The sequence below is a fragment of the Sinorhizobium sp. RAC02 genome, assembly GCF_001713395.1.
Classification (GTDB): Bacteria; Pseudomonadota; Alphaproteobacteria; order Rhizobiales; family Rhizobiaceae; genus Shinella.
Genome location: NZ_CP016452.1, coordinates 1,622,335 through 1,647,390, shown reverse-complemented (window position 1 = coordinate 1,647,390; position 25,056 = coordinate 1,622,335). Strand labels below are relative to the sequence as shown.

Below are 25,056 nucleotides of genomic sequence, written 5' to 3'. Positions count from 1 at the left end.
GCATGCCGGTACAGCGCCAACCAGGCAGGAGCAGCGATGTCGCCGGTATGCCGTCGAGCGTCAACGACATTCACGGCATCATCCGCAACGAAATCATCACCCTGCAGCTGATGCCGGGCGCCAAGGTTTCCGAGAATGAGCTGGCGCGCCGGTTTCATACCAGCCGCACGCCGGTTCGCGAGGCTCTGCTACGGCTTGTCGACGAGGGGCTGGTCGAGGTCTGGCCGCAGCGCGGCACACTGATAACCCCGATATCGCTGCGTGCCGTGTGGCGCGCACGTTTCGTGCGTGAAGCCATCGAGGTCGCCGTGTTCCGCAAGGCCGCGAGTGACGGCCTGCCGGCTGACGTGCTGGCGAAACTCGACGGCATCATCAGGGAGCAGCGCGAGGCCGGCGAGGATCCTGTCCGCTTCACCGAAGCAGACGACGCCTTTCACCAGGCCTTTGCCGATGGAATAGCCGTTGGCGACATTTGGGCCGTGCTCGAGCGCGAAAAAGCACAATTCGACAGGCTGCGCTTCCTCAGTCTCCCGAACGTAACGCCCGTTACGGTCCTGATCGACCAGCATGAACGGATGATCGCCGCCGTTCGCGCTCGCGACCCGGAAGCCGCGGAGAAAGCGGTCCGCAACCATCTCTCGGAAGTTCTGAAGGTGACGGAACAGCTTTCCGCCCGTTACCCGGGCCTCATCATCAACGACATTTGACGCCGGCCTTCCCGTCCGAGCGATTGGGCGGGTCCTATTCGGTTTCGGCGGCAATCGCCTTCACCATGCCGAGCCCGAGAATCCGCTCCAGACGCCCGATTGTCGCTTCGGCAAATTCCCCTTGAGCAAGCTGCTCGGGCAGAAAGTCGGGTATCGCGGCCAGGGCCGAAAAGACCGTCGCCGGGCTTTCTGTCGTGATGCTTGCCAGTGCCGCCTGAATCTCCCCCTCGCGCGGGTCGTTCAACGGATAGGATTGCCCCGCATCATTCCGACCGAGCGCGTAGCGCATCCAGGCGGCCGTGGTGAAGGCGAAGGGAGCAAGGTCTCCACCACGCTGGAGCATCTCGAAGGCGGGTGCGAATATGCGCTGCGGCAGTTTCTGCGTCCCGTCCATGGCGATCTGCCGAGTCTCATGGGCGATGGCCGGATTGGAGAAACGCTCACAAAGCGATGTCGCGTAGGCCGCAAGATCCATCGCGACTGTCGGCAATGTCGCTGCTGCTGCCTCCATATGCCGGCGGACAAGCCTGCTCAGATCGGCATCCGCCATGACGTCGCAGACATAGGTCTTGCCGCTCAGGAAGCCCGCATAGGCGAGCATTGAATGGCTGCCGTTCAGCATCCGCAGCTTCATCTTCTCGTAGGGTGCGACATCCGGCACGAAAATCGCACCGGCGTCCTGCCACGATGGGCGGCCGGACGGGAAATAGTCCTCGATCACCCATTGGCTGAAGGGTTCCGTCTCAATTGCCGCCTGGTCCTCATAGCCGGTCAGCGCGGCGGCATCCGCCCGCGTCCGTGTCGTCGCGGCCGGGGTGATGCGGTCGACCATCGTGGAAGGGAAGGAGACCTCGGCGGCGATCCGCTCGGCGAGGGCCGAACCATGCGCGTGGCGCGCGAAGTCTATCACCGCCGCACGAAGCAATGCGCCGTTTTCCGGCAGGTTATCGCAGCATAGCACGGCGCAGGGCGCGAGGCCGTTTGCAAACCGCAGTGCCAGGCCCTGGGCAATCAGGCCCAGCGCGCCCCGGGGGGATGACGGGTTCAACAAATCGGCAGCGACAGCCGGATGGCTGACGTCGCACCCGCCGCTTCTGAGCAAGCCATAGCCCTTTTCCGTGACGGTAATGCTGACAATCCGGCAGGTGGGGTTCGAGATTGCCTCAAGCACGCGCTTGCTCAGGTCGTTACCGGCAATCACACCGGCAATCGACGCGACGACGCGCGCCGTGGGCGTCTCTCCCCGCTCGATGAGCGTGTAGCGGCCATCCTGCACGTTTAAGGTATTCGCCACGTCCTCGCCGCGCAACGATACCCCCGTGATCCGCCAGTCACCCCCGGCGACCGCAATCGCCCCGTCGGTGTAAGCGGCGATATGGGCGCGCGCGAAAGCGCCGAGACCGAGATGCACAATCCCCTTCCCGGTTTGCTCGGGCCGATAGCTCGGCCAGCGTGCCGGATGGCCCACCAAGGGCGTTGCTGCCGCCGAAAGCCTCACGTAGCCACACCGCGTGTGGACGGGTGATCCAGCGCGGTCATGATGCCGCGAAGTTCGGCCAGCCCCTTCAGGCGCCCAATCGCCGGATATCCCGGCTGCGCCTTCCGCTTCAAGTCGTCGAGAATGTCCTGCCCGTGGTCTGGTCGCATCGGAATTTCCCAGTCAGCCCGGCCGGCGGCCTTTCGGGCTCGCTCTTCGGCAAGGATCGCACCGATCATGGCTACCATGTCCGTGCCGCCTTCGAGATGCCCCGCTTCGTGGAAGGAACCGCCGAAATGCGGCGTTTCGAGGAGGACATTGCGCAGATGCAGGAAGTGCACGCGGCTGCCCAGCCGCTTCATCATGCCCGGCAGATCGTTGTCGTGCCGTGCCCCGAGTGACCCGGTGCACAGCGTGATGCCGTTTGCCGGCAGGTCGACCGCTTTCATGACCCGACTATAATCCGCCTCGGTCGACATGATGCGCGGAAGGCCCAGAAGCGGGAATGGTGGATCGTCCGGGTGGCAGCAAAGCCGTACGCCAAGTTCCTCGGCAAGCGGCGCCACTTCGGCGAGGAAATCGATCAGGTGCGCCCGAAGGCGGTCCTCGCTGATGGTGTCGTATACGGCCAGATGCGCGCTTACGTCCTCGAGCGTGAAGGATTCAGCAGCCCCCGGCAGGCCGAAGACGACATTGCCGGCAAGCTGGCTGCGGCGATTGTCATCCATTTCCGCGAAACGCCGGGCGGCCTCCTCGACGACGGCGGCGGGGAAGCTCTCCGCAGCGCCGGGCCGGGCGAGGATGTGGATATCGAAGGCAGCGAAATCGACGACGTCGAAACGCATGCAGGTCGCACCGGAGGGCAGGCGATACGCCAGATCGGTACGGGTCCAGTCGAGGACCGGCATGAAGTTGTAGCAGATGACCTCAATCCCGGCCCGGGCGAGGTTCGTCATGCTCTCCTTCCAGGCGGCGATATGTGCCTTCCAGTCGCCTATCCGCTTCTTGATATCTTCCGACACCGGAAGACTTTCGACGACTTCCCAGGCAAGCCCTGAAGGCGCACCGTCCGACATCAGCCCGATGACGCGCTGGCGCTCGGCGATCTCCACAGGCGTCCACACCGAGCCGGTCGGCACATGATGGAGCGCCGACACGACCGCCTCGACGCCCGCCTGCCGCATATCGTCGGTTGAGACGAGGTCCTTCGGACCAAACCACCGCCACGCCTGACGCATATCATTCCCCTGTCGAACGCTTGCAATATGTTCGCAGCTCTAGCATTTGGTTTACTAGTATGCAAGTGTGCATGAAAGCGCGACGCTCATGCATTTCCCGAATGCTGAAACGGCCTCGGGAGAGCGTGGTCACATGAATAGAAGCATTGCCAGATGCCTGTGGCGCGGGTTTCGGCCTTCTTCTCTCGGATACGCTACCGTGTTGAAGTCTTCCAGCGAACGATGAGAGAGACGCTGACCAGCAACAGAGCCGCTGCGAAGACCACCCCGACAAAAGCAGAGTCGAATGCACTGCGGGCGAGCGTGATGATCCGGTCAGCCTGTCCGGGGTCGAGCCGGTCGGCGAGCATCAGGGCTTCGTCCAGGCTGTCGCGCGCCTGCGTGGCGTGTTCGGTTCCTGCGGGCAGGATCATCGAGCGTGAATATAGGGCGGACATCAGGCTGCCCAGCAATGCGATGCCGAGCGCGCCGCCGAGTTCGAAGGATACTTCCTCCACGGACGCGGCCATGCCGGCCCGTTCCTCGGGGGCGGAGAGCATGATCACTGTGGATGCGGCCGTCATGGATGCGCCGACACCGAAGCCCATCACCGCGAGTGCAGCGAGCCAGAATACTGTCGGCCCATTGTGAATGGCAAGGAACACGGCGAGCGCGAGGCCTGTCAGCAGAAGGGAGGCCCACAGTACGCGTTCGCCACCGAGACGCGGCAGCGCCAGCCCGGTCAGCGGTCCGGCGAAGAAGGACGCGATGGGGATAGGCAGGATGAGGAGACCGGCCTCGAGCGGGGAATAGCTCAGAACAAGTTGCAGCCGCTGGCTGAAAACCAACTCCACGCCGATCAGCGCCGCCGAGGCGACAAGCGCCGTTGCCACGCCAGCGGAAAAGCGCGGATTGGCAAACAGCGAAAAATCGATCAGCGGCGCGGCACTGCCGCGCTGGCGGCGGATGAACAGGGCCATGGCGACGAGGCCGACAACAAGAGTAAGGCCTGCCGTCTCCCAGGAGGGATCACGCCGGCCGGCTTCCTTGATGGCGTAGGTAATGCCCACGAGGCCGATCATCACCTGAATCGAGCCGAGAAGATCCCACGGGCGGCTCTTGTCGCCGGGGCGTCGGGTCAGCAGCACTCCGCTTGCGGCGAGCGCAACCAGCACCACCGGTACATTGATGAGAAAAACCGAACCCCACCAGAAGTATTCGAGCAACAGCCCGCCGACGACAGGGCCGAGTGCCGCTCCGCCCGACGCGACGGCCGCCCAGATGCCGATCGCAAGGGCGCGTTCCCGTTCATCGATGAAGGTCAGCCGGATAAGCGACAGCGTTGCCGGCATCATCATGGCCGCGCCGATGGCCAGAACCGCACGCGCCGCGATCAACAGCGCGGGCGACGGCGCGAAGGCGGCACCGATGGAAGCCGCGCCGAACACGACGAGGCCCGCCATGAACATCTGCTTGTGGCCGAGCCGGTCGCCAAGCGTGCCGAGCCCCGGCAAAAGGCCGGCCACGACAAGGGGATAAGCGTTGACGATCCAAAGCTTTTGGGATGCATTCGCCGATAGAGCCTGCGTCAGGACGGGCAGGGCCGTGTATAGCACCGTCATGTCGATGACGATCAGGAACAGGGCACTGGAGACGACGGCGAGAACGAGCCAGCGTTTACCGCGAGACATAGATGTAATCCTTGGGTTTTGATCCTTCGCATGGCTTTTACGGTTGCCCTGCGCTCGGGCAGCTATATAAATACGATCGTATTGAAATGGAAGAGGCAAAATGGCGGGACGACCGCGCAGCATTGATCGCGACAAGGTTCTGGATGCCGCAGAGAGCATCGTGGTGGAAAGCGGCGCTGCCGGCCTGTCCTTCGAGGCCGTGGCGCGCGCCGCCGGCATCACCAAGGGCGGCGTGCAATATTGCTTCGGCACGAAGGAAAATCTGATCCGGGCGATGATCGAGCGCTGGGGTAACGGCTTCGAGGCTGAAGTGACGGCGCATGCGGGCAGCGACCGGTCGCCGCGCGCCATCATCCGCGGGCATCTGGCAGCAAGCCGCGACAGCGATGAGGCCGAACATTCCCGCTCTGCAGCCATGATGACGGCGCTTCTGCAAAGTCCGGATCAAGTGGCTTCCACCCGGGTCTGGTACACCCAACGCCTGGAGGGGCTGGACATGGAGAACGAAGCCGACAGGAAGGCGGCTCTTGCCTTTCTCGCAGGCGAGGGAGCCTTTCTGCTGAAGGCCTTCGGTCTCATCGACCTGACGCAGGCCCAGTGGGCAGCGTTGTTTTCCGACATGCTCGCACTCGCGGGCGAGGGGAAGGACAAGGCGCCGCTCTAGGTGCGCTGACCGTCAGCCATTGTCGTCGCGCCCGCCTCCATATTCCAGAGCCTGCTTCAGGTGCTGGCGCAGCAGGGCTTCGGCCCATTCAAGATCAGCGTTCTCCACCGCGTCGAGGATGGCGAGGTGCTCGCGACAGGATTGCTCGATGCGTTCGGCGGGCAGTTCGAAGAAGGCGGCGGATTCCTGCATGCGGCGCAGGTTGTTCTGGTGGCGCACCGAATCGGTCAGGAAGCGGTTGCCTGAAAAACCAGCCAGGTTTTCATGGAAGAAGGCGTTGACGCGGAACCATTCGTCGCTGCCCGAGCGGCTGGCGGGGTCGCTGAGGATGCGTTCATGCGCGCGGCGAATCTGCCCGGCTATGTCCTTGTCCACCTTGAAATTCGGTGTGCGCAGTGCCGAACATTCGACGATGGCGCGGAATTCGTAGCTTTCGCGGTAAGCCTCCTCGCCGACCAGCGTATCGACGAAGCGCCAGCCGTGGCCGGGCAGGCGTTGCGCCAGGCCTTCGGCGGCAAAGCGCATCAAGAGCTTGCGAACGATGCCGCGCGACACGCCGTAGCGCGGCATGAGTTCGGCTTCCGAAACATCCTGCGGCAGCGCGCCCTGAGCCCGCTCGCGCAGCATTTGCCGGTAGAGATCCTCGATCGGTGAATTCGGCAGGATTTCGCTCAGGTTGAGCGTCGAGACGTCGCGCGCGACGCGAAGCCCCCGTGTTTCCATCGGCTGGAGCACACCCTTTTCCACGAGCAGGTCGAGCGCGCCGGTAATCGGTGAGCGCGATACGCCGAAGATCCGCGCGAGTTCCGGCGCCGACACGCGGGTGCCGACGCTCAAACCCGCATCACGGATCCTGTCGATGATCCGGCGGGCCAGATCGAGCTGCAAGGTGCTGGGGCCGTCCGAGGGGTCGGCGTCCGAATAGTCCATGTCATCCTCATCTCTGTTCGCATTATAGCGATAACACAACGCAACGCGATCTCATAATTTCCCGAAATTAGTGCTTTTCATTTATACAAAATGCATTACGCTGCAATCTAAGACGGACATCAAGGCACAGGCATATGGCAGAGATCACCCCCTTTCCCCTTATCGAGATCAGTGGCGTGCCGCGGGAGCGTGGCCGGATGTACGGCGAGAAGGCGCGGGAACGCATCCGCCTCTCCGCCGGCCTCTATACCGAGCAGCTCCACCGTCTCGGCTTCGACGACGCCAATATCGAAAGGCTCGTTACCCTCTTCCTGCCGCGTATCCGCGACTGGGCACCGGATCTGGTGACGGAAATGGAAGGCATTGCCGAGGGAGCAGGCATCGGCCTGTCGGCCATCGTCCTGGTCAATGCGCGCACCGAGGTGCTGCAGCTTGCCAGGCTCGAAGCAGGCGTTGCCGATGACGAGCCGGACGGCTGCACCGGCGCCGCGCTCCTGCCGGAGGTGACGCGGGATGGCACCGTCATCCATGGCCAGAACTGGGACTGGCGCGCGGAATGCGCCGACACCTCGGTCGTGCTGCGCATCCTGCGCGACGACGGACCCGATATCCTCACCTTTACCGAGGCCGGCGGTCTTGCGCGCAGCGGCTTCAATTCCGCCGGCATCACCATCACGGCCAACTATCTGGAAAGCGACCGCGACTACCGGGAGATGGGCATTCCGCTGCCCTTCATCCGTCGCCGGGCGCTGGAGGCACGGCATTTCGCCATGGCGCTGCGCGTCGTCGCCATCACGCCGAAATCCGGTTCGAACAACATGATGCTGAGCACCGCGGAAGGCTACGCGGTCGATCTGGAATGCGCGCCCGACGAAGCCTTCCCGATCCATCCGCAGGGCGGGATGATCGTGCACGCCAACCATTGGCAGAGCGCTATCGCGCTTTCGAAGCTGAAGGAAACCGGCCTCGCCAACGTGCCGGACAGCCTCTATCGCGATCATCGCGTGCTGAAGGTCTTGCAGGAAAACGGCGGCAAACTTGGTGCGGATGATCTGAAACGCGCGTTCTTCGATGATTTCGGCGCCCCATTCTGTGTTTGCCGCGCGCCGCTTGCCAAGGATGGCGGCAACCTGTCGGCGACGGTCGCGATGATCGTCTGCGAACCGGCGAAGGGCGTGATGGAAATCGCGCCGCTGCCGGCGATCAACCGCACGTTCACGCGTTACGAACTGGCGATGGACGAGGACGCTTTGGTTCGGGCGGCCGGCGCTGCCAGTGAAACGCTTGGGGGAGGGAAACGATGGTCCGCTTCATCCTGACCCGGATCGCCACGGCGATCCCGACGCTGTTTCTTGTCTCCATCGCCGTTTTCGCGCTGATGCGGATGATCCCCGGTGATCCGGCAGCACTGATGCTGGGCGATCTCGCCCAGCCGGGCCAGTTGGAAGCCTTGCGGCACGAAATGGGCTTCGACCAGCCGATCGTGCTGCAATATTTCTACTGGCTCGGTAATGTGCTGACCGGCGATTTCGGCCAGTCAATCTCGACGCGCCAGCCGGTCCTGCCTTTGATGCTGGAGCGTTTCTCGGTTTCGGCGACCATCGTTGTCGTCGCCGTCTTCTTCGCGACGGTGATTGCCGTGCCGGCCGGCATGTTCGCCGCCTGGCGGCAGAACCGCGCCGGCGACATCGCGGTCATCGCGACCTCGACGCTGCTTCTTTCCATCCCCAGCTTCTGGCTCGGGCTGATGCTGCTGCTGATCTTCGGCCTGCAACTCGGCTGGCTGCCCGTGGTCGGCTACGTGCCGTTCAGCCGTGATTTCAGTAGCGCACTGCTCTTCATCATCCTGCCGGTGGTGACGCTGGTTCTGGTGGAGTCCGGCTCGATCACCCGCATGGCACGGGCGAGTACCATCGAGGTGACGCGGCTGGAATACATCACCCATGCGCGGGCGAAGGGACTGTCGGAAGCGACCGTCATGTGGCGGCACGCGTTCAAGAACGCCTTTGCACCCACCATGACGCTGATCGGCCTCGTTCTCGGCAGCCTGCTTGCCAACATCGCCGTCATCGAGATGGTTTTCACCATTCCCGGCATCGGCCGTCTGATGGTGGATGGCATCTATGCCCGCGACTATCCCGTCGTGCAGGGCTGCATGCTGTTCACCGCTTTCCTCTATGTGCTGGTCAACCTTCTGGTCGATCTCCTCTATCCGCTTCTCGATCCAAGGGTGACGGCATGATTGCGCGGGCGCTCGGCATTCCTGCCATGCGATTCAACGGCCAGATCGGCATTGTTTTCGTCGGCCTTCTGGTTCTTATCGCGGTGTTCGGCCCCTGGCTTGCGCCCTACGATCCGCTGAAGCTCGACCTGCTCGCCCGGTTGAAGGGGCCATCGTCGGCGCACCTGCTCGGCGCCGACGAGTTCGGCCGCGACATGCTGAGCCGGCTGATGTACGGCGCGCGGACCAGCGCCTGGATCGCCTTTGCCACGGTCGTCTTCGCCATCGTCTTCGGCACGATCGTCGGTGTCCTCGCCGGCTTCCTGCGTGGCTGGACGGACCGCATCCTGATGATGGTCAACGATGCGCTGCTTGCCTTTCCCGCCCTTCTGCTGGCGCTTGGCTTCATGGCCGTGTTCGGTGCCAGTCGCAACGGTATCATCATCGCCCTCGGCATCGCCTACATGCCGGTCGCCGTGCGTGTCGTGCGTGGCACGGTCCTGTCGATCCGTGAGCGGGAATATGTCGAGGCCTCGCGGGTCATGGGCAACAGCGGCATCGTCACCATGCTGCGGCATGTGCTGCCCAATTGTCTGGCGCCGATCATGGTGCTGGCGACGACGATGTTCGGCTGGGTCGTGCTCTCGGAAAGTGCGCTTTCCTTCCTCGGCCTCGGCGTGCCGCCGCCGGCCCCGAGCTGGGGCAATATGCTCTCCACCGGCCGTCCCTATATCAACCAGGCGCCGCACATCATCATTCTGCCCGGCCTTTGCATCTCGATCACGCTGCTCGGCGTGAACCTTCTCGGCGATGCGGTGCGCGACTGGCTCGACCCGAAGATGCAGGATTGAACCGATGGCTGTTGCGAACGAAACTGCGCCCGTTCTCGCCGTCGAGAACCTCTCCGTCCGCATGGGGCCAAACGGCCATGTTGTGGTCGATAACCTGAACTTTACGCTGCCGGCCGGCGAAATGCTGGCGCTCGTCGGCGAATCCGGCTCCGGCAAGACCATGGCGGCACGCTCCGTGCTCGGCCTCCTGCCGCCGCCTTTCGAACCGACGCCGGAAAGCCGCATCCGTTTTCGTGGAACCGACCTCACCACGTTGCCGCCAGCCGGGTTGCGCGAAATCCGCGGCGCCAAGATCGGCATGGTATTCCAGGAGCCGATGGTCTCGCTCAACCCGGCCATGACCATCGGGAGGCAGATGGCCGAGGGGTTGGCGCTGCACCACAAGCTCGGCAGGCACGAAATCCGCGACCGAAGTCTCGCCATGCTGGAGCGCATCGGCATCCAGGACCCGGCCCGCTGCCTTGCCGCGTATCCGCATGAGTTCTCCGGCGGCATGCGCCAGCGCATCATGCTGGCCTCGGTCATGCTGCTGAAGCCCGTACTTCTGATTGCCGACGAGCCGACGACGGCGCTCGATACGCTGATCCAGCGCGACGTGCTCGACCTAATGGTGGAACTGACGCAGGAGAACGAAACCGCCGTCCTGTTGATCAGCCACGATCTTGGCATGGTCTCGCACTACGTGCGCAACGTCGTCGTCATGCACAAGGGCAGCGCGGTCGAGCAGGGCGAGGCTGCCCAAGTGCTGCATGCGCCGAAACATGACTATACCAGGCGCCTCGTCGACGCCCTGCCGCGCCGCAGCGCCGGCGGTGGCCGTTCGGTGAGCGCGTCCGCCGAGCCGCTGATCACGCTCAAGGACATCGTCATCGATTATCCGGGCCGGCCGAAACTCTTCGGCAGGGCGGCGGGCAAACGCGCCGTGCAGGGCGTCGACCTGACGATCAACCGTGGCGAGACGCTGGCGTTGGTCGGGGCTTCCGGGTCCGGCAAGACGACGCTTGGCCGGGCGATCGTCGGGCTCGTCACGCCGTCCGCGGGCGCGATGGCCTTCCGCGGCACCCCTCTGGCCTTTGGGCACGATGCGGCAAGCCGTGCGTTACGACAGCAGATCCAGATCGTCTTCCAGGATCCCTATTCCTCCCTCGATCCGCGCCAACGCATCGCCGATATCGTCGGCGAGCCGTTGAAGCTCGACCCACGACTGGATGCTCGGCAGCGGCAGGCCCGGGTGGAGGAAGTATTTGCCGAAGTGGGGCTTGCGCCGGAATTCGCGCAGCGCTTCCCCCACCAGCTTTCCGGTGGCCAGCGCCAGCGCGTCGCGATCGCCCGGGCCATCGTCAGTCGCCCGGCCTTCCTGGTCGCCGACGAGCCGGTGTCCGCGCTCGACATGACGGTCCAGAAGCAGATCCTGAAACTCTTTCGCGACCTGCAGGCGCGCTACGGTTTCGCCTGCCTGTTCGTCTCGCACGATCTTGGCGCCGTGGAGCAGGTGGCCGATCGCGTGGCGGTGATGGAGAACGGCCGCATCGTCGAGATCGGCACGCGCGACGAGATTTTTGACCGCCCGCGACACGCCTATACACGCCGCCTTCTCGACGCGGCCATGCTGCTCGACCGGACGTTCGCAGGCGCTTCGTCCAGCGTGGTTAAGCACCCCATCCTGCCGAGCGCGGCAGTTTTGTGAATGATCGGAGAGGAGACTATTCATGCGTAATGTCAGCGGTCACGGCCAGAAACTTTCCTACTATGATTTCGGCCATACGACCGTCTATGCCTCGCGGCTCGACCAGCGCTTTGCCTATTGCGCCTATGTTCCCAATGACTACGAGGAGGACGGCGACAAGACCTATCCGCTGGCGGTGATCGTCCACGGCACCGAGCGCGGCATGCAGGCCTACCGGGATGCCTTTGCCGATTTCGCCGAGGCCAATGGCGTCATCATCCTGTGCCCGCTGTTCCCGACGAACATCTGCTTTCCCGGTGATCTTTCGTCCTACAAGATGCTGCGGGCTGGGGACCTGCACTATGATGCGATCATACTCGATATGATCGCCGAGATGCAGGAGAAATACCGCATCGAGGGCGACCGGGTGATGATGTACGGCTTCTCTGGCGGCGGGCATTTCACCCATCGGTTCCTCTATCTCCACCCCGAACGCCTGCTCGCCGCCTCGATTGGTGCGCCGGGCGTCGTGACGCTGCTCGATTTCGACCACGACTTCTGGGTCGGCGTGCGCGATTTCGAAAAGGTCTTCGGCAAGCCGGTCGATCTGGAGGCGATCCGCAAGGTCGCGGTGCAGATGGTGATCGGCGGCGATGATCTCGAAACCTGGGAAATCACCATCACTCCGGACGACGCCTGGTACATGCCGGGCGCCGACCGCGCCGGTGCCAACCGCAACGACCGCATGCGCTCCCTGAAACAGAGCTTCGAGCAGCACGGCATTCAGGTGCGTCACGACATCGTGCCGGGCATCACCCATGACGATCATGAGCTTATCGGCAAGGTGAAGGACTTTTTTGCAGAAACGCTGGGCGCAATCCGCGAGCGCTCCTGACGATAACAAAGCGGGGAACAATCGGAGATCACCATGAAGCGCACATTCCTGATTTCGACGGCGCTGGCAGCGGGCCTGCTGTTTGGCGCCGCGGCCGAGGCCGCAACGCTCAACATCCGCATCAATGCCGATATTCGCGGCACGGAGGGCATCGACCGCGATGCCAACACCGACACCGTGCTGCACCACATTTTCGAAACACTGGTGGGCTTTCGCGCCGATCTGAGTATCGGCCCGGCACTTGCCGAAGCCTGGACTGTTTCGGATGACGGCAAGACCTACACCTTCACGATCCGCGAGGGTGCGACCTTCCACAACGGTGATCCAGTCACCTCGGCGGATGTCAAATGGAACTGGGACCGCCGCGTTGCCACCGGCGTCGAGTGGTTCTGCAATGCCTTCTTCGACGGGTCGCAGGGCCTGAAGGTGGAGGCCGTGGAAACGCCCGATCCACGCACCGTGGTCTTCCGCATCAACGAGCCGAGCGCGCTGTTTCTTGCCCAGCTTGCCAACATCCAGTGCAACGGCTGGGTCGCCAGCCCGAAGAATGCCGGCCCGGACGGCAAGTGGATCGCCGATACCGCAATCGGCAGCGGCTCCTTCAAGCTGAAGGAATGGGTGAAGGGCCAGTACATCACGCTGGAAAAATATGACGGCTACAAGCCCTCGAAGGAAAGGGCGAGCGGATATGCCGGCGACCGCACGGCGCTGGTCGATGAAGCCAAGTTCATGATCATCCCGGATACGTCTGCCGCCGAAACTGCGCTCTTTGCGGGTGAGGTCGATGTGCTGCCGAACTTCGAATCCCAGCGCATCGAGGACGCCGAGTCGCGTGGTCTCCAGGTTCTGACGACGGCCGGGCTTTCGCTGACGCCGATGCTGATCCAGACGACCGATCCACTGATGTCGAACGTCAAGCTGCGCCAGGCGATCGCCCACGCGGTCGATTTCAAGCAGATCGCGGCCGCGCGCACGGCGGGTCTCTCGGAGTTCAATCCCTCCGGTGTGCCGCAGGCGAGCGCCTATTTCGACGAGGACTTTTTGAAGTGGCCGGAATACGATCCGGAAGCCGCCAAGGCGCTGCTCGCCGAGGCCGGCTACAAGGGCGAAGTGATCAAGATCCAGTCCAATACCCGCTACCAGGGCATGTATGAGAACAGCATTCTGGTGCAGGCCATGCTGGCGACCGCCGGCATTAATGCGGAACTGGAAGTGCTGGATTGGGCAGCGCAGCTCGACAACTATCTGGCCGGGAAATTCCAGATGCAGTCCTTCGGCTATTCCGCCCGCCTTGATCCCTCGCAGTTTTACGGCGTCATCATGGGCGACAAGGATGTCGAGCCGACAGCGCAATGGGACAATCCCGAAGCCTGGGAACTCTACATCAAGTCGACCAAGACCACGGATTTCGAGGCTCGCAAGGCCGTCTTCAAGGAAATCCACGCCCTGATGGCAAAGGACCTGCCGATCTTTGGTCTCTACTACGAACCGGTTGTTGCGGCCGTCGGCGCCAAGATCGAAGGCTTCGACGTCTGGGCTGCCGACAAGGAACGGGCCTGGGGCGTAAAGAAGAACTGAGCCCTATCGTACGGGTGGGGGCGGGATGGCCCGGCAGGCCGTTTCGCCCTCATCTTCTAGGAGGATAGCGACGCTTTGCAGAAGGCTGCACAAAGATGCAACAACAGCATTCTGCAAAGAGGCCCCTATGACCGCCTATCCCATCGAGTTGATCCGCGCCTCCTTCCCCGCATTGGAGAATTCCAGCACCGCCTTTCTCGACAACCCGGCCGGAACGCTCGTTCCGAAGGTGGTCATCGATGCCGTAGCCGAGGCCATGGCGACGGCATCGTCCAATCTCGGCGGACGGTTTGCCGCCTCGCAGCGGGCGGATGCGGTCTGGCGCGCGGCGCATGAGGCGGCGGCGGAATTCGTCAATGCCAACTCCTGGCAGGAAATCGTCATCGGCCCGAACATGACGACGCTGGCCTTCCAGATGGGGCGGGTCATCGGCCAGACCTTTGCGCCCGGTGACGAAATCATCGTCACGCGCATGGACCATGAAGGCAATGTCTCGCCCTGGCTCTCGATGGCAGAAGCTTATGGTCTTGTTGTGAAATGGCTGCCGTTCAACAAGGAAACCTGGCGCATCGAGCCAGAAGATCTCACCGCCCTCCTGACGCCGCGGACAAAATTCCTCGCCCTCAACTATGCCTCGAACATGACCGGCAGCATCAACGACGTTGCCGCGCTGACGGCCGTGGCGCGGGCGGCGGGTGCGCTTGTCTGGATCGACGCGGTGCAGCTTGCGCCGCATCGCCTGCCGGACGTGCAGGCGATCGGCTGCGATTTCCTCGTCTGCTCATCCTATAAATTCTTCGGCCCGCATCTCGGCGTGCTCTGGGGACGCGAGGCGCTGTTGCGCTCGCTGCCGCCGCACCGCGTGCGCTGCCAGAGCGACGACATTCCAGACCGCTTCTGTACCGGCACGCCGCAGACCGAGCTTCTCGCCGGCCTCACCGCGACGATCGACTATCTCGCCTGGGCAGGCGAGATGACGGGGAGTTCAGGCACGCGGCGCGAGCGGATGGCGGGCGCCTATCAGGCCTTTGACGCCTATGAGGCGGGCCTGACCCGGCGGCTGATCGGCGGGCTGACGGCGCTGCCGGGCGTGCGGCTGGCTGGCATTGCCAATCCCAACCTCTTCGCCCATCGCGTGCCGACGCTCTCGTTTACGCATGACCGTATCTCGACCCATCGTTTCGCCGATGCGCTGGCGGCTGAGGACATCAATATCTGGTCCGGCCACAATTACGCGCTGGAACCGGCCCGCCATCTCGGCCTGTCCGAGGAGGAAGGCGTGGTCCGCATCGGTATCGCCCACTACAACACCGCCGATGAGATCGAGCGGACGCTTGCGGCGATCGACAAGCTTGTCGCGTGAGGTTGGCTGTCGTAAGGGGTGTTACAGCGCCGCGCGACATTCATAACGCGCAAAGGTCGCTGTAACGCTTTAAAATTATGCAGTAAGCAGCCGTTTTCCTTCGGGGAAATATCAGATGGACTCATGACCGAAACCGCCGCCGCCAGTTGGATCGAGCCCTTTGCACACGCGCTCGACCGCTACGACCAGCCTGACGGCGTTGCGGCGCTTCTGGCGGCCATCGGCTCGGTTGCACGCTTCCAGCTGGCTTTGTCGGTGGTTCATCGCAAGAATGGCGGCCCGAGCTACGTCTTCGACACATTCTCCGGCCAGCGGGCGAAGCGGGCAGTCCAGCTCTTCATCGCCGGCACCTATCTGCTCAATCCGTTTTACAATGCCTATCTCGCCGGCCTGCCGGCGGGCATCTACCTGATGCGGGATCTCGCGCCCGACGACTATCTCGGGTCCGACCTCTATCGCGGCCTCGACATTCGCCGCCATGAGGATGAGGAGCTGGGATACCGTACCCATGGCTGGCCGGAGGGCATGGAGGAACTGCTGATCGCCATGGATCTGCCGGGCGGCGAAATGGCGGAGATCAGCCTGTCGCGCATCCGCAGTGAAGGTGGCTTCGACGCGGCGGCCGTCGCCCGGCTGCGCGAGGCGCATCCGATGATTGCCGCGGTCTTCCGGCGGCTCTGGGGCCATCTTTCGCGCGGAGAAACCCCTCCGCAGGCCCGCCCGATCGACCATCTCTTCAACGATTTCGGCCGCGACCTTTTAAGCCCGCGGGAGCGCGAAGTGGCCCTCCTGATCCTCAAGGGGCATTCCAGCGAGTCGATCAGCTATCACCTCGGCATTTCGATCGCGACAGTGAAGACGCATCGCCAAAAACTCTATGCCAAGCTCAACCTGTCCACGCAGCAGGAGCTGTTCTCCACATTCCTGCGCAGCCTCAATCTTTGAGGCGAAGGGGGCGAACCGGGTTCGCCCCCCACCGTCGTTCAAGCCTTGAGGTTTTCGCGGATGGCGGCGGAGATGGCGGCGAGGCCCTTGCGCAGTTCGTCTTCCGTCGGCCAGGCATAGCCGATGCGGAAATGCCGATCGCTCTGCTCGAACCAGCTGCCGCGGCCGACATAGGCCTGGTGGCGGCCGTAGAGGCTGTCATGGAAGCCGGCGAGGTCGATATTCGCTGACGGCACGATGCGCGGGAAACAGACGCAGCCGCCCGACGGCTCGATCCATTCGACGAGCGGTTCGGAAGCGATCCAGTCCTTGACGATGGCGAAGGCGCTGGCGATGCGGGCATTGTTGAAGGCAAGCCATTCCGTGCGCTGGCTGAGCGCGACATAGGCGATGTACTCGTCGACCATGCTGCCGGAAATGCCGATCTGTTCGCGGGCAGCAAGGAAGGTTTCCATCAGTGCCGTGTCGCGCGTAATCAGCCAGCCGATGCGGATACCAGGAATGCCATAGGTCTTGGAGAGCGAAGAGACGCTGATCACCCGATGCGAAAGGCTTGCCGCGACCGGAAGCATCGCGCCCGAAGTCATCTCCCGATAGGTCTCGTCGAAGAGGAGACGCGTGCCCTTGCGTTCGACGAGGGCGACCAGCGCCTTCAGTTCGTCCTCGGAAATCATCACGCCGGTCGGGTTGTGCGGATAGGTGACGGAAACGTATTTCGTTTCCGGCCGGATCGCCGCCTCGATCGCCGCGAGGTCGAGCCGGTAGCCGGTCTCGAAGGTGAGATCGACGATGCTCATGTCGGCGCCGATGGTGCGCGGCGTTTCGAGGTTCGTGGCATAGTTCGGCCGTACCACGACGATGTGGTCGCCTGCGTCGAGCATCGAGGTCGCGATGATGAAGAGCGCGCCCGCAGCGCCCGCTGTGACGAGCACGTCGTCGGCCGCGAGGCCTTCCCCAGTGCCGGCGATCTGCGCGCGCAGGTCCGGCGCGCCGCGGTGGTCGCCGTAGCACAGCAGGATGTCATCCAGCTTGAGGTTGAGCTCACCCAGGCGCCGGTCGGCGACCGAACTTTCCGACAGGTTGTAATGGATCGTGTCGTAGCCAAGCTGTTCGGGCGATTCCAGCTCGATGGGCATGCGGACATATTTCATGGGGCTCTCCTCTGGCCTGTATAGGACAGGGCTAGATCAACCGCGCGTCACATTCTATCCACCCCGAGGGTGATGGCTGCCATCATCCCTTGGGTGGATTTCCTCCCCATGCTTGCCGGCGCATCGTTCCCCCTCGCCGGTGTGAGGACCGTCGCAAGGACTGACCAAACAAAAAGGGGAATGCCATGAAAATCGTAATCGGCCTGTTGTCTGCCGCAATCGTCGGACTTGCCGTTGCCATGCCCGCCCGTGCCGAGACCCTGCGCGTCGGCATGGAATGCACCTATGCGCCGTTCAACTACCGGACGCCGGAGGGCGAGATGGCCGGCTATGACGTCGACGTCGCCAAGGGTATTGCCGAGCGTATCGGCGTTGACCTCGACTATGTCTGCCAGGAATGGGACGGCATGATTCCGGCACTGCTTGCCAGCAAGTTCGACCTCATCGTGGCCTCGATGTCGATCACCGAGGATCGCCAAAAGAAGATCGATTTTTCTATCCCCTACCGCGTGTCGGTCGGCCGCATCCTCGGCTCGAAGGACGCGGCTCTGAAGCTTTTCGACGATGCCGGCAAACCGATCCCGGATGCCTTCAACGGTCTGCGCTTCGGTGTGGAGCGGGCCTCGACCTACGCGAAATGGGTGGAAGCGAAACTGCCGGGCGCGGAAGTCGTGCTTTATGACGGTGCCCAGCCGATGCTGCTCGATCTCCAGAACGGACGTGTCGATATCGCCATCACCAATCCGATGAAGGCCTATCTGGACTTCCTCAGCAAGGAAAACGGCGCGGGTTTCCAGTTTGTCTCGCCGCCGATCGACGAGGTCGAATATTTCGGTCCGGGCGTTGGCGTGGGCCTGCGTAAGGGCAATGACGCGTTGCTTGCCAAGATCGACACGGCGCTCGCGGAGATGATCAAGGACGGCTCGCTCGAAAAATACAGCCTGAAATACTTCCCCTTCTCCATCCAGCCGGCAAACTGGAAGGGCGTCGGCCAGTAAACATGACCTCCGGGCGCCGCGCGAGCCGCGGTGCCCGATCTACATGCAGATTATGGAGGTATCGCTATGTCGCCACTTGACGGCTGGTGGGATGATTTCTTTTTCGGCCTGGTGACGGTGTTGCAGGTCTTTTCGGTGTCCCTGGTGATCGCGGTCGTCTGCGGCCTGCTCGGCGCTTCGGCAAAGCTTTCCAAAAGCCGCATCCTGCGCGGCATCGCCCAAGTCTACACCATCGTGTTTCGCGGCGCGCCGGAGCTGCTTTTGCTGTTGCTCTTCTATTTCGGCATGGCGATCGCGCTGACCCAGGTGGTTCAGCTTTTCGATCCCTCGGTGAAGTTCATCGATCTTCCGCCGTTCTGGGCAGGGTCCATCGCCATCGGGCTGATCGTTGGCGCCTATATGACGGAGACGTTCCGCGGTGCCTTTCTCGGCGTCGACCGCGGCCAGATCGAGGCGGCGCGGGCGCTCAGCCTCAAGCGCCACCAGATCTTCCGTTATGTGCGCCTGCCGCAGATGTGGCGGCTTGCCCTGCCGAACTTCGGCAACCACATGCTTTCCATCATGAAGGATACGGCCCTCGTCTCCATCATCGGCCTCGAGGAAATCCTCTTCGTCGCCAAGATGGCGAACTCCCTCATACACCGCCCCTTCCTGCTCTACATGACCGTGGCCCTGATCTATCTCGCGATAACGACGGTAATCACCTTCGTCGTCGGATGGCTGGAGGTGCGCGCCAACCGCCATCTGAGAGGTGCCCGATGAGCTTCGACCTGTCGCTGATCGCCTCCAGCCTGCCGAAGATCCTGCAGGGGCTCGGACTGACGCTCAACCTTCTTGTCGTCTCCACCCTGTTCGGGTTGGTGCTCGCCGTCGGCATCCTCTTGATGCGGTTGTCCCGCCGTGCCTGGCTGGTCTGGCCGGCGAGGGCCTATATCTACTTCTTCCGCGGCACGCCGCTGCTCGTGCAGCTCTTCGTCATCTATCACGGCCTGCCGCAGTTTGGCTTCATCCGGCAGAGTGTGTTCTGGCCGATCCTGCGCGATCCTTACTGGTGCTCGGTGATCGCGCTCTCGCTCAACACGGCCGCCTATGTCTCGGAAATCCTGCGTGGCGGGGTGCTCGGCGTCGACAAGGGGTTCATTGAGGCGGGCAAGGCGCTCGGCCTTACCAAGTTCCAGAGGACGACCCGCATCACCGCCCCGCTCGCCGTCCGGTTGGCGCTTCCCGCCTACAGCAACGAGATCGTCTCGATGCTGAAGTCGACCGCGCTCGCCTCCACCGTCACGCTGATGGAAATGACGGGCGTCGCCCGCACCATCGTCGCCGACACCTTCGCCCCTTACGAGATCTTCATCGCTGCGACGATCATCTACCTCGTGCTGGTCTGGATCATCCAGACGGCCTTCACGCTGATCGAAACCTACGCGAACCGCCATGTGAGAAAGACCTGATGGCCGATATCATTGTCCTCGAGAAGATGAATAAGTTCTACGGCACCTACCAGGCGCTGAAGGACGTCAATCTGACGATTGCCAAGGGGGAGAAGGTCGTGGTCTGCGGGCCTTCGGGTTCGGGCAAATCGACCATGATCCGCTGCATCAACCGGCTCGAAGAGCACGACAGCGGCCGCATCCTCGTCGGCGGCGAGGAGCTGACCAACGACGAGAAGAAGATCGATCTCGTGCGCCGCGAGGTCGGCATGGTGTTCCAGAGCTTCAACCTCTTTCCCCACATGACCGTGCTCGAGAACCTGACGCTGGCGCCGCGGCTGGTGCGCAAGATGGCAAATGCGGAAGCTGAGCAAATCGCCATGAAGTACCTCAATCGCGTGCACATTCCCGACCAGGCGCACAAATATCCCTCCCAGCTTTCCGGCGGCCAGCAGCAGCGCGTCGCCATTGCTCGGGCGCTTTGCATGAACCCGGAAGTCATGCTCTTCGACGAGCCGACGTCCGCCCTCGACCCGGAAATGATTTCCGAGGTGCTCGACGTCATGACCGACCTCGCCCGCGAGGGCATGACGATGGTCTGCGTGACGCACGAAATGGGTTTTGCCCGTTCGGTCGCCGACCGCATCGTCTTCATGGACAGGGGCGAGATCGTCGAGGTCTCTACCCCGCCCGAATTCTTCGCCTCCCCGAAATCCGAGCGGGCCCGCACCTTCCTCGGCCAGATCCTTGCCCATTGAGAGCCGCCATGACCGATAGTACCGAAACCTTCCTCGCCTTCTCCGAAAAGCTCGCCGACAGCTCGCGTGCCCTTCTTCTGGCCGCCGCTGCGGACGTGCCGAGGGTCGATCTGAAACAGGATGCGAGTTTTGTCACCGCCACCGACCGTGCCGTCGAGACGCGGCTGCGCGAACAGATTCGCGCCGCCTTCCCCGATCACGGCATCATGGGCGAGGAGTATGGCAGCGAGCAGCTCGGTGCCGAATTCGTCTGGGTGCTCGATCCGATTGACGGAACCGCCGCCTGGGTCGCCGGCATCCCCGTCTATGGCACGTTGATTTCTCTGGCGCGTGGTGGCAAGCCGCTTCTGGGCGTGATCGACCTTCCCGCCACCACCGAGCGCCTGACCGGCATTTCCGGCCGTGGCGCGTGGCACAACGGAAAACCGATCCGCTGCCGCAAGGGTACGGCGCTTTCCGATGCCTACATGACCTCCTCTAACCCCCGCTTCGTGCCTGAGGCGGACCAAGCGCCCTTTGCCCGCCTCGACGACGCGGTGCAGTTCACCCAGTACGGCGGCAGCTGCTACAGCTATGCCTGCCTTGCCCGCGGCCGCACCGACCTTGCCGTCGATGCCGGTTTCGACGCCTACGACCTCTTCGCCCCGACCGCGATTATCGAAGGTGCCGGCGGTATCGTGACCGACTGGCAAGGCCATCCGCTCGATCTAGCCTGGCAGGGTCGTGTAATTGCGGCCGGCGACCAGGCGTTGCACGCCGCTGCACTCGAACGCCTCGGTTCTCGAACATCTGGCTGAGGACTTCGGAAGGTTCTACTGTTCTCTGTCTTCACCGAGACCCTGTTGGGTTTCGGTCTGGGGCGCGCTATCGACGGCACCCGTATCGGTGCGGGCCTGATCCCTATGCCAACGATCCCGTCATGCCGGGATCAGGCGCTCCATGAGGGTCCTGAGGTCCCTGGCGACGGCGAAGCTGTTGTCCTGATGTTGCCGGTTGCAGAACAGTTCGCAGCTCCACCAGCCGTCATATCCGGTCGATTTTACGGCATCCACCCAGCTCTGCAGGTCGAGAACGCCCTGTCCGGTGGGAACGTCGCGCAGCACCGGTTCGTTCGGGATGCCGCCGGCATAGGGCAGGGAATCACACAGATGCACGCCGTAGATCAGGTCCTTATCGAGGCGTGCGATCCGCTCCGGCGTGTCTCCAGATGTGTAGGCGTGCCAGAAGTCGATGACGATCCGCACATTGTCGCGCTTGCACCGGTCATGGATGCGCAATTGCGCGTCCATGGTGTTGAGCGGTGTCCAGGACAGCGCCTCAAGGTAAACGAGCAATCCATGTGACGCAGCGATATCCGCGACCGCCTGAAGATTGGCCGCCGTCAACTCGCTCTGGTCGTCCGTCGGCAGGTCGACAAGGCCTCGGTAAAGCTCGGGATAGCGTGTTGAAGCACCGGCCTCGAAGACCCGGATGTCCAGCGGACCCGTAATGGCTTCTATGCCTTTCGCGCCAGCCGCCGAGGCGAGTGCACAGAGGTCTTCGGCCTCGCGCAGCATCTGTTGACGGGCATCCCCCTGCCGTTCGAGGTCGATCAGGAAGCCGATGCCGGGCAGGAAAAGGTGACCAAGACGCGCCTTCAAATCCTGCGCCGCGAAGCCGGCATCGAGAAATGCCTTGATCTTGTTGCCGGAGGTTTCGAGGCCGTCGAAGCCAAGGCTTGTTGCGATCTCGATATCGATCGCCAGCGTGTTCGGCTTGGAAGCCATCGAATGTAAGATGAGCTGGTTCTGGGTGCGGGGCATGGCTTTGGATCTCTCGTGTTCGGGGGTGCGTCACTCGCCGCCGGCGGCGAGAGGACGTTTTTTTTGTGCCGCCCGGACCGCCTCTGCGGTGCGCAGAGCGATGACGTTGTCGTCGCCGAGCGACATCCATGTCGCGGGGTTCTGCGGCAGGGCGAGGAAGGCCTCTATCGTCGGGACGTGCTGGTCGCGGTCGCGCACCGGGATGAGTTCGTTGCGGCCGTTCCGCCGGCGCACCAGTGTGCCGGAGCCTTTCCCGCTGAGTGTCCCGTGCGCGATGAGCGTTCCGCGATCGCCGGCGAGCATGACGGTGCTCTCGAATTCCGCGGTGGTGAAACTTTCATAACATTGGAAGATCGCACCACCGGACATCCCGATCGCATAGGACGACTGGCCGGCCTCGGTGCCCGGTGGCGTGGCCGAGAGGGCTGCGACCGTCGCCGGCTCCTGGCCGGTCAGGAACCGCGCCAGGTCGATGCTGTCGACGGACAATTCGAGAAGCGCATCGCTTCGATCGGCACTCTCGTCGAGGTGGCGGTTCGGCGGGGGCTGGTAGGGCGCGCCGCGGGCGATGACAAGCGACTGCAATGTGCCGATCTCGCCGTCCTGCAGCAGCCGGCGCATGGTCTGATGGGGCGCCAGCGTGCGAAAGGGCTGGTTGAGCGCGAGAATGATGCCCGCCGTCTTGCACCCGTCGACGAGGCTGGTGGCCAGGCGGCTCGTGCCGGCAATCGGGCCGTCGCAAAGAACGTGTTTACGTTCCGCCGCGGCCGCCAGGATGTAGTGCTTGCGACGGTCGCGAACCGCGCTGACATAGGCAAATCCGACGCGCGGATCCTGCAAGGACCGCCGGGCGTCGACCGCGATGCCGGGGATTTGCATGTCCTGCGAAAAGTCCGTCGCATAGTGCCTGTTCCGGCTGACGACCCACAGGGGCTGATGTCCGGCCGAACGGATCGCCGCGACCATGTGCTCGGTTGCGATAGTGCCGGTACCCATGACCGACCACCCAAGTTCTCGCCTGGAATGCACGTCGCGTCCTCCTCTTTGTCACCTCGAGATTGAACTGCCGCCGCGCGCTCTACAACTTCGCAGGCGATTGAAGTCATTAGCGATATGAAGTAAGTTGAGCGTCACAATGCGTCACATATCGGGGATTGGAATGGATCAGCTGGGACGAGACGGCGCTGCGCTGGCGGCAAACCTGAAAACGCTTTGCGAGCAGCACGGCTCGGTCGCGGCCGTCTGTCGCAAGATCAACGTCAACAGGCAGCAGTTCAACAAGTACCTGTCCGGCGCCCATATCCCGTCGGCCACCAATCTGCGGATCATCGCGAACTATTTCGGCCTCAGCGTGCCGATGCTGTTTACGGACCCGGACGAGTTCCGCACGCTGGTGGAAGGCAATTTCTTCCATGCCATGGCGACCGCGCGCCAGTTGCCGGAGTTTTCGCGTTTCGTCTCGGAGATGATCGTCGAGAACAATGCCGACCACAATGATATCGTGGGGATTTACGACCGCTACCAGTTCTCCTCGATCTACAAAGGGTTTGTGTTGCGGTCCGCGCTCTGCATCTATCGCAACAAGGAGTTTCTGCAGCACTATTACGTCGAGCGGTTCCCGAGCTTCGACGACCCGAAGAAGACGGAGTATGTCTTCAAATATTACGGGTTCTGCTTCCCCTTGGCCGATCGCCTCTTCACAGCGGATTTCGAGGGCATCCAGTCGAACGAACTGACGTTCGGCGTCTATGCGCAGGTCAAGCGGAACTCCAAGAAGTTCATGTTCGGCATTTCCAGCGGCATTGCCGCGACGGTCTTTCGCCAACCCTATTCCACGAAGGTCGCGCTGCACTACCGAGGTCCAGGCTTGCTGCGCCGCGAGCATCTCAAGGACCTGACGGTCTTGGACCGCAATGACCCCGCGATCCCGCGCGAGGCGTTGCAATATCTCGGTGACGGATCGGATATGATCCAGATGAGCTGAGCCGAAGCGCCGGCATCGGCCGGCGCTTTCATCAGGGGTGAAGCTCGACGGCGAGCCAGACGCTGTCCGTGTCCGCATAGTAGCGGTGCCACGGATAGGTCCACTGGTTTTCACCTGTCACCCGGCAGAAAGGATCGTGCGAATAGCCGATCGGCATCACGACATCCTCATAAAGGGTCGCCGCGTCACGCTGCTTGAACTTCTGCATGCGGCCCAGCCCGTGGATCTGCGTGTGCGTTTCCAGGAAGGGGTGCTCGTTGTGAATGAAGCAGTCGGTATCGCCGGGTGACCACCAAAGATTGAGCTTCATCGTGAAGGTTTGCGGTGCCTCGGCGCTAGCGCGCTCATTGGTGAAAACCCGCGGATCGATGGTGACCGTTCCGATTTCGTCCTGCGGCGATATGTAGAGCGGGGTGTCGCGCGGGAAGCTGCGGATCCTGTTACCCAGCCAGTCCCAGCCGCGGAACATGCAGCCGCCGAGATTGGTCGGCTTGATGACCTTGATGATCACAACACGCTCCGCCGACCGGATGCGGCCACCCTTCAGCCAGGTGGACTTCCACGCCGGAACGATCGCGGGATGCTCATTGCCCGTTATCATCGGGGACGGGCTGATATTGACCACGACGGCATCGGCCACATCGTAGTCGGAAACGTTCTCAACCAGCTGAGCGGAAATGAAGTCGTCCGCGAAGGCGAGGTCTCTGGTAAGGTTCTGCACGGTGGTG

General features: G+C 62.9%; 24 protein-coding genes. 16 read left to right on the top strand and 8 right to left on the bottom strand.

Annotation, left to right across the window (positions count from 1 at the left end; all coding sequences use genetic code 11):
* Nucleotides 1–2 precede the first annotated feature (2 nt).
* Nucleotides 3–707 carry a GntR family transcriptional regulator gene (locus tag BSY16_RS28660; protein WP_083243163.1) on the top strand — a complete coding sequence of 235 codons (705 nt, stop codon included), beginning with the start codon at nt 3–5 and terminating at the stop codon, nt 705–707.
* A 34-nt stretch (nt 708–741) separates the two neighbouring features.
* On the opposite strand, the gene BSY16_RS28655 is transcribed toward BSY16_RS28660, so the two are convergent.
* The 3 genes from BSY16_RS28655 to BSY16_RS28645 all read right to left on the bottom strand — a co-directional run bounded on the left by BSY16_RS28655 (nt 742) and on the right by BSY16_RS28645 (nt 5,092).
* Complete coding sequence (locus BSY16_RS28655; protein WP_286157278.1) at nt 742–2,118, bottom strand: mannitol dehydrogenase family protein; 1,377 nt, start codon at nt 2,116–2,118, stop codon at nt 742–744.
* An 83-nt stretch (nt 2,119–2,201) separates the two neighbouring features.
* Entirely contained in the window at nt 2,202–3,422 is a 1,221-nt protein-coding gene (uxuA, locus tag BSY16_RS28650; RefSeq protein WP_069063150.1) for a mannonate dehydratase, read from the bottom strand.
* Between the two features lie 194 nt (nt 3,423–3,616).
* Nucleotides 3,617–5,092 carry an MFS transporter gene (locus BSY16_RS28645; protein ID WP_069063149.1) on the bottom strand — a complete coding sequence of 492 codons (1,476 nt, stop codon included), beginning with the start codon at nt 5,090–5,092 and terminating at the stop codon, nt 3,617–3,619.
* A gap of 100 nt (nt 5,093–5,192) precedes the next feature.
* Here BSY16_RS28645 and BSY16_RS28640 point away from each other — a divergent pair, with 100 nt between their 5' ends.
* Nucleotides 5,193–5,756 carry a TetR/AcrR family transcriptional regulator gene (locus tag BSY16_RS28640; protein WP_069063148.1) on the top strand — a complete coding sequence of 188 codons (564 nt, stop codon included), beginning with the start codon at nt 5,193–5,195 and terminating at the stop codon, nt 5,754–5,756.
* A gap of 12 nt (nt 5,757–5,768) precedes the next feature.
* On the opposite strand, the gene BSY16_RS28635 is transcribed toward BSY16_RS28640, so the two are convergent.
* Nucleotides 5,769–6,686 carry a GntR family transcriptional regulator gene (locus BSY16_RS28635; protein WP_069063147.1) on the bottom strand — a complete coding sequence of 306 codons (918 nt, stop codon included), beginning with the start codon at nt 6,684–6,686 and terminating at the stop codon, nt 5,769–5,771.
* Nucleotides 6,687–6,820: 134 nt separating this feature from the next.
* Here BSY16_RS28635 and BSY16_RS28630 point away from each other — a divergent pair, with 134 nt between their 5' ends.
* The 8 genes from BSY16_RS28630 to BSY16_RS28595 all read left to right on the top strand — a co-directional run bounded on the left by BSY16_RS28630 (nt 6,821) and on the right by BSY16_RS28595 (nt 16,205).
* Nucleotides 6,821–8,005 (top strand): C45 family autoproteolytic acyltransferase/hydrolase, encoded by a 1,185-nt coding sequence (locus BSY16_RS28630; protein WP_069063146.1) that lies wholly within the window; start codon nt 6,821–6,823, stop codon nt 8,003–8,005.
* Complete coding sequence (locus BSY16_RS28625) at nt 7,987–8,928, top strand: ABC transporter permease (RefSeq protein ID WP_069063145.1); 942 nt, start codon at nt 7,987–7,989, stop codon at nt 8,926–8,928. Before BSY16_RS28630 ends, BSY16_RS28625 begins: the two co-directional genes overlap by 19 nt.
* Before the next feature lie 17 nt (nt 8,929–8,945).
* Complete coding sequence (locus tag BSY16_RS28620; RefSeq protein ID WP_502696036.1) at nt 8,946–9,758, top strand: ABC transporter permease; 813 nt, start codon at nt 8,946–8,948, stop codon at nt 9,756–9,758.
* Nucleotides 9,759–9,762: 4 nt separating this feature from the next.
* Complete coding sequence (locus BSY16_RS28615) at nt 9,763–11,445, top strand: ABC transporter ATP-binding protein (protein WP_069063144.1); 1,683 nt, start codon at nt 9,763–9,765, stop codon at nt 11,443–11,445.
* A gap of 22 nt (nt 11,446–11,467) precedes the next feature.
* A complete protein-coding gene (locus BSY16_RS28610) occupies nt 11,468–12,319 on the top strand; it encodes a hydrolase (protein ID WP_069063143.1) in 852 nt (283 codons plus the stop codon).
* Between the two features lie 33 nt (nt 12,320–12,352).
* Nucleotides 12,353–13,897, top strand: coding sequence for an ABC transporter substrate-binding protein (locus BSY16_RS28605; RefSeq protein WP_069063142.1), 1,545 nt, complete (start codon nt 12,353–12,355; stop codon nt 13,895–13,897).
* A gap of 127 nt (nt 13,898–14,024) precedes the next feature.
* On the top strand, nt 14,025–15,260 hold the full coding sequence (locus BSY16_RS28600) for a cysteine desulfurase-like protein (protein ID WP_069063141.1): 1,236 nt from the start codon (nt 14,025–14,027) through the stop codon (nt 15,258–15,260).
* A 123-nt stretch (nt 15,261–15,383) separates the two neighbouring features.
* Nucleotides 15,384–16,205: a helix-turn-helix transcriptional regulator gene (locus tag BSY16_RS28595; RefSeq protein ID WP_069063140.1), complete on the top strand. Its 822-nt coding sequence runs from the start codon at nt 15,384–15,386 to the stop codon at nt 16,203–16,205.
* 38 nt (nt 16,206–16,243) lie between these two features.
* On the opposite strand, the gene BSY16_RS28590 is transcribed toward BSY16_RS28595, so the two are convergent.
* On the bottom strand, nt 16,244–17,356 hold the full coding sequence (locus tag BSY16_RS28590) for an aminotransferase class I/II-fold pyridoxal phosphate-dependent enzyme (protein WP_069063139.1): 1,113 nt from the start codon (nt 17,354–17,356) through the stop codon (nt 16,244–16,246).
* Nucleotides 17,357–17,541: 185 nt separating this feature from the next.
* Between BSY16_RS28590 and BSY16_RS28585 the strand changes: the two genes are divergently transcribed.
* The 5 genes from BSY16_RS28585 (at nt 17,542) to BSY16_RS28565 (ending at nt 21,339) form a co-directional block, all read left to right on the top strand.
* Nucleotides 17,542–18,354: a transporter substrate-binding domain-containing protein gene (locus tag BSY16_RS28585; protein WP_069063138.1), complete on the top strand. Its 813-nt coding sequence runs from the start codon at nt 17,542–17,544 to the stop codon at nt 18,352–18,354.
* 66 nt (nt 18,355–18,420) lie between these two features.
* Entirely contained in the window at nt 18,421–19,116 is a 696-nt protein-coding gene (locus BSY16_RS28580; RefSeq protein ID WP_069063137.1) for an ABC transporter permease, read from the top strand.
* Nucleotides 19,113–19,805 carry an ABC transporter permease gene (locus tag BSY16_RS28575; protein WP_069063136.1) on the top strand — a complete coding sequence of 231 codons (693 nt, stop codon included), beginning with the start codon at nt 19,113–19,115 and terminating at the stop codon, nt 19,803–19,805. Before BSY16_RS28580 ends, BSY16_RS28575 begins: the two co-directional genes overlap by 4 nt.
* Nucleotides 19,805–20,542 carry an amino acid ABC transporter ATP-binding protein gene (locus BSY16_RS28570; protein ID WP_069063135.1) on the top strand — a complete coding sequence of 246 codons (738 nt, stop codon included), beginning with the start codon at nt 19,805–19,807 and terminating at the stop codon, nt 20,540–20,542. Before BSY16_RS28575 ends, BSY16_RS28570 begins: the two co-directional genes overlap by 1 nt.
* 8 nt (nt 20,543–20,550) lie before the next feature.
* A complete protein-coding gene (locus BSY16_RS28565; protein ID WP_069063134.1) occupies nt 20,551–21,339 on the top strand; it encodes an inositol monophosphatase family protein in 789 nt (262 codons plus the stop codon).
* Between the two features lie 120 nt (nt 21,340–21,459).
* Here the strand turns inward: BSY16_RS28565 and BSY16_RS28560 are convergent, their stop codons facing one another.
* Nucleotides 21,460–22,344, bottom strand: a complete 885-nt coding sequence (locus BSY16_RS28560) for a sugar phosphate isomerase/epimerase family protein (RefSeq protein ID WP_069063133.1) — start codon at nt 22,342–22,344, stop codon at nt 21,460–21,462.
* A gap of 30 nt (nt 22,345–22,374) precedes the next feature.
* The gene (locus BSY16_RS28555; protein ID WP_069063132.1) at nt 22,375–23,340 is read right to left on the bottom strand and encodes a Gfo/Idh/MocA family protein; all 966 of its coding nucleotides are present in this window, start codon (nt 23,338–23,340) and stop codon (nt 22,375–22,377) included.
* A gap of 163 nt (nt 23,341–23,503) precedes the next feature.
* On the opposite strand from BSY16_RS28555, the gene BSY16_RS28550 reads away from it, so the two are divergent.
* Entirely contained in the window at nt 23,504–24,328 is an 825-nt protein-coding gene (locus tag BSY16_RS28550; protein WP_069063131.1) for a helix-turn-helix domain-containing protein, read from the top strand.
* 31 nt (nt 24,329–24,359) lie between these two features.
* Here BSY16_RS28550 and BSY16_RS28545 read toward each other — a convergent pair whose 3' ends face one another.
* Entirely contained in the window at nt 24,360–25,049 is a 690-nt protein-coding gene (locus tag BSY16_RS28545; protein ID WP_069063130.1) for a hypothetical protein, read from the bottom strand.
* Between the last annotated feature and the right edge of the window lie 7 nt (nt 25,050–25,056).

Bases quoted from the DNA above. Each gene is read 5' to 3' on its own strand.
- BSY16_RS28660 (WP_083243163.1), top strand. From the start codon at position 3: ATGCCGGTACAGCGCCAACCAGGCAGGAGCAGCGATGTCGCCGGTATG.
- uxuA (WP_069063150.1), bottom strand. From the start codon at position 3,422: ATGCGTCAGGCGTGGCGGTGGTTTGGTCCGAAGGACCTCGTCTCAACC.
- BSY16_RS28645 (WP_069063149.1), bottom strand. From the start codon at position 5,092: ATGTCTCGCGGTAAACGCTGGCTCGTTCTCGCCGTCGTCTCCAGTGCC.
- BSY16_RS28640 (WP_069063148.1), top strand. From the start codon at position 5,193: ATGGCGGGACGACCGCGCAGCATTGATCGCGACAAGGTTCTGGATGCC.
- BSY16_RS28635 (WP_069063147.1), bottom strand. From the start codon at position 6,686: ATGGACTATTCGGACGCCGACCCCTCGGACGGCCCCAGCACCTTGCAG.
- BSY16_RS28630 (WP_069063146.1), top strand. From the start codon at position 6,821: ATGGCAGAGATCACCCCCTTTCCCCTTATCGAGATCAGTGGCGTGCCG.
- BSY16_RS28625 (WP_069063145.1), top strand. From the start codon at position 7,987: ATGGTCCGCTTCATCCTGACCCGGATCGCCACGGCGATCCCGACGCTG.
- BSY16_RS28615 (WP_069063144.1), top strand. From the start codon at position 9,763: ATGGCTGTTGCGAACGAAACTGCGCCCGTTCTCGCCGTCGAGAACCTC.
- BSY16_RS28610 (WP_069063143.1), top strand. From the start codon at position 11,468: ATGCGTAATGTCAGCGGTCACGGCCAGAAACTTTCCTACTATGATTTC.
- BSY16_RS28605 (WP_069063142.1), top strand. From the start codon at position 12,353: ATGAAGCGCACATTCCTGATTTCGACGGCGCTGGCAGCGGGCCTGCTG.
- BSY16_RS28600 (WP_069063141.1), top strand. From the start codon at position 14,025: ATGACCGCCTATCCCATCGAGTTGATCCGCGCCTCCTTCCCCGCATTG.
- BSY16_RS28595 (WP_069063140.1), top strand. From the start codon at position 15,384: ATGACCGAAACCGCCGCCGCCAGTTGGATCGAGCCCTTTGCACACGCG.
- BSY16_RS28590 (WP_069063139.1), bottom strand. From the start codon at position 17,356: ATGAAATATGTCCGCATGCCCATCGAGCTGGAATCGCCCGAACAGCTT.
- BSY16_RS28585 (WP_069063138.1), top strand. From the start codon at position 17,542: ATGAAAATCGTAATCGGCCTGTTGTCTGCCGCAATCGTCGGACTTGCC.
- BSY16_RS28580 (WP_069063137.1), top strand. From the start codon at position 18,421: ATGTCGCCACTTGACGGCTGGTGGGATGATTTCTTTTTCGGCCTGGTG.
- BSY16_RS28575 (WP_069063136.1), top strand. From the start codon at position 19,113: ATGAGCTTCGACCTGTCGCTGATCGCCTCCAGCCTGCCGAAGATCCTG.
- BSY16_RS28570 (WP_069063135.1), top strand. From the start codon at position 19,805: ATGGCCGATATCATTGTCCTCGAGAAGATGAATAAGTTCTACGGCACC.
- BSY16_RS28565 (WP_069063134.1), top strand. From the start codon at position 20,551: ATGACCGATAGTACCGAAACCTTCCTCGCCTTCTCCGAAAAGCTCGCC.
- BSY16_RS28560 (WP_069063133.1), bottom strand. From the start codon at position 22,344: ATGCCCCGCACCCAGAACCAGCTCATCTTACATTCGATGGCTTCCAAG.
- BSY16_RS28555 (WP_069063132.1), bottom strand. From the start codon at position 23,340: ATGGGTACCGGCACTATCGCAACCGAGCACATGGTCGCGGCGATCCGT.
- BSY16_RS28550 (WP_069063131.1), top strand. From the start codon at position 23,504: ATGGATCAGCTGGGACGAGACGGCGCTGCGCTGGCGGCAAACCTGAAA.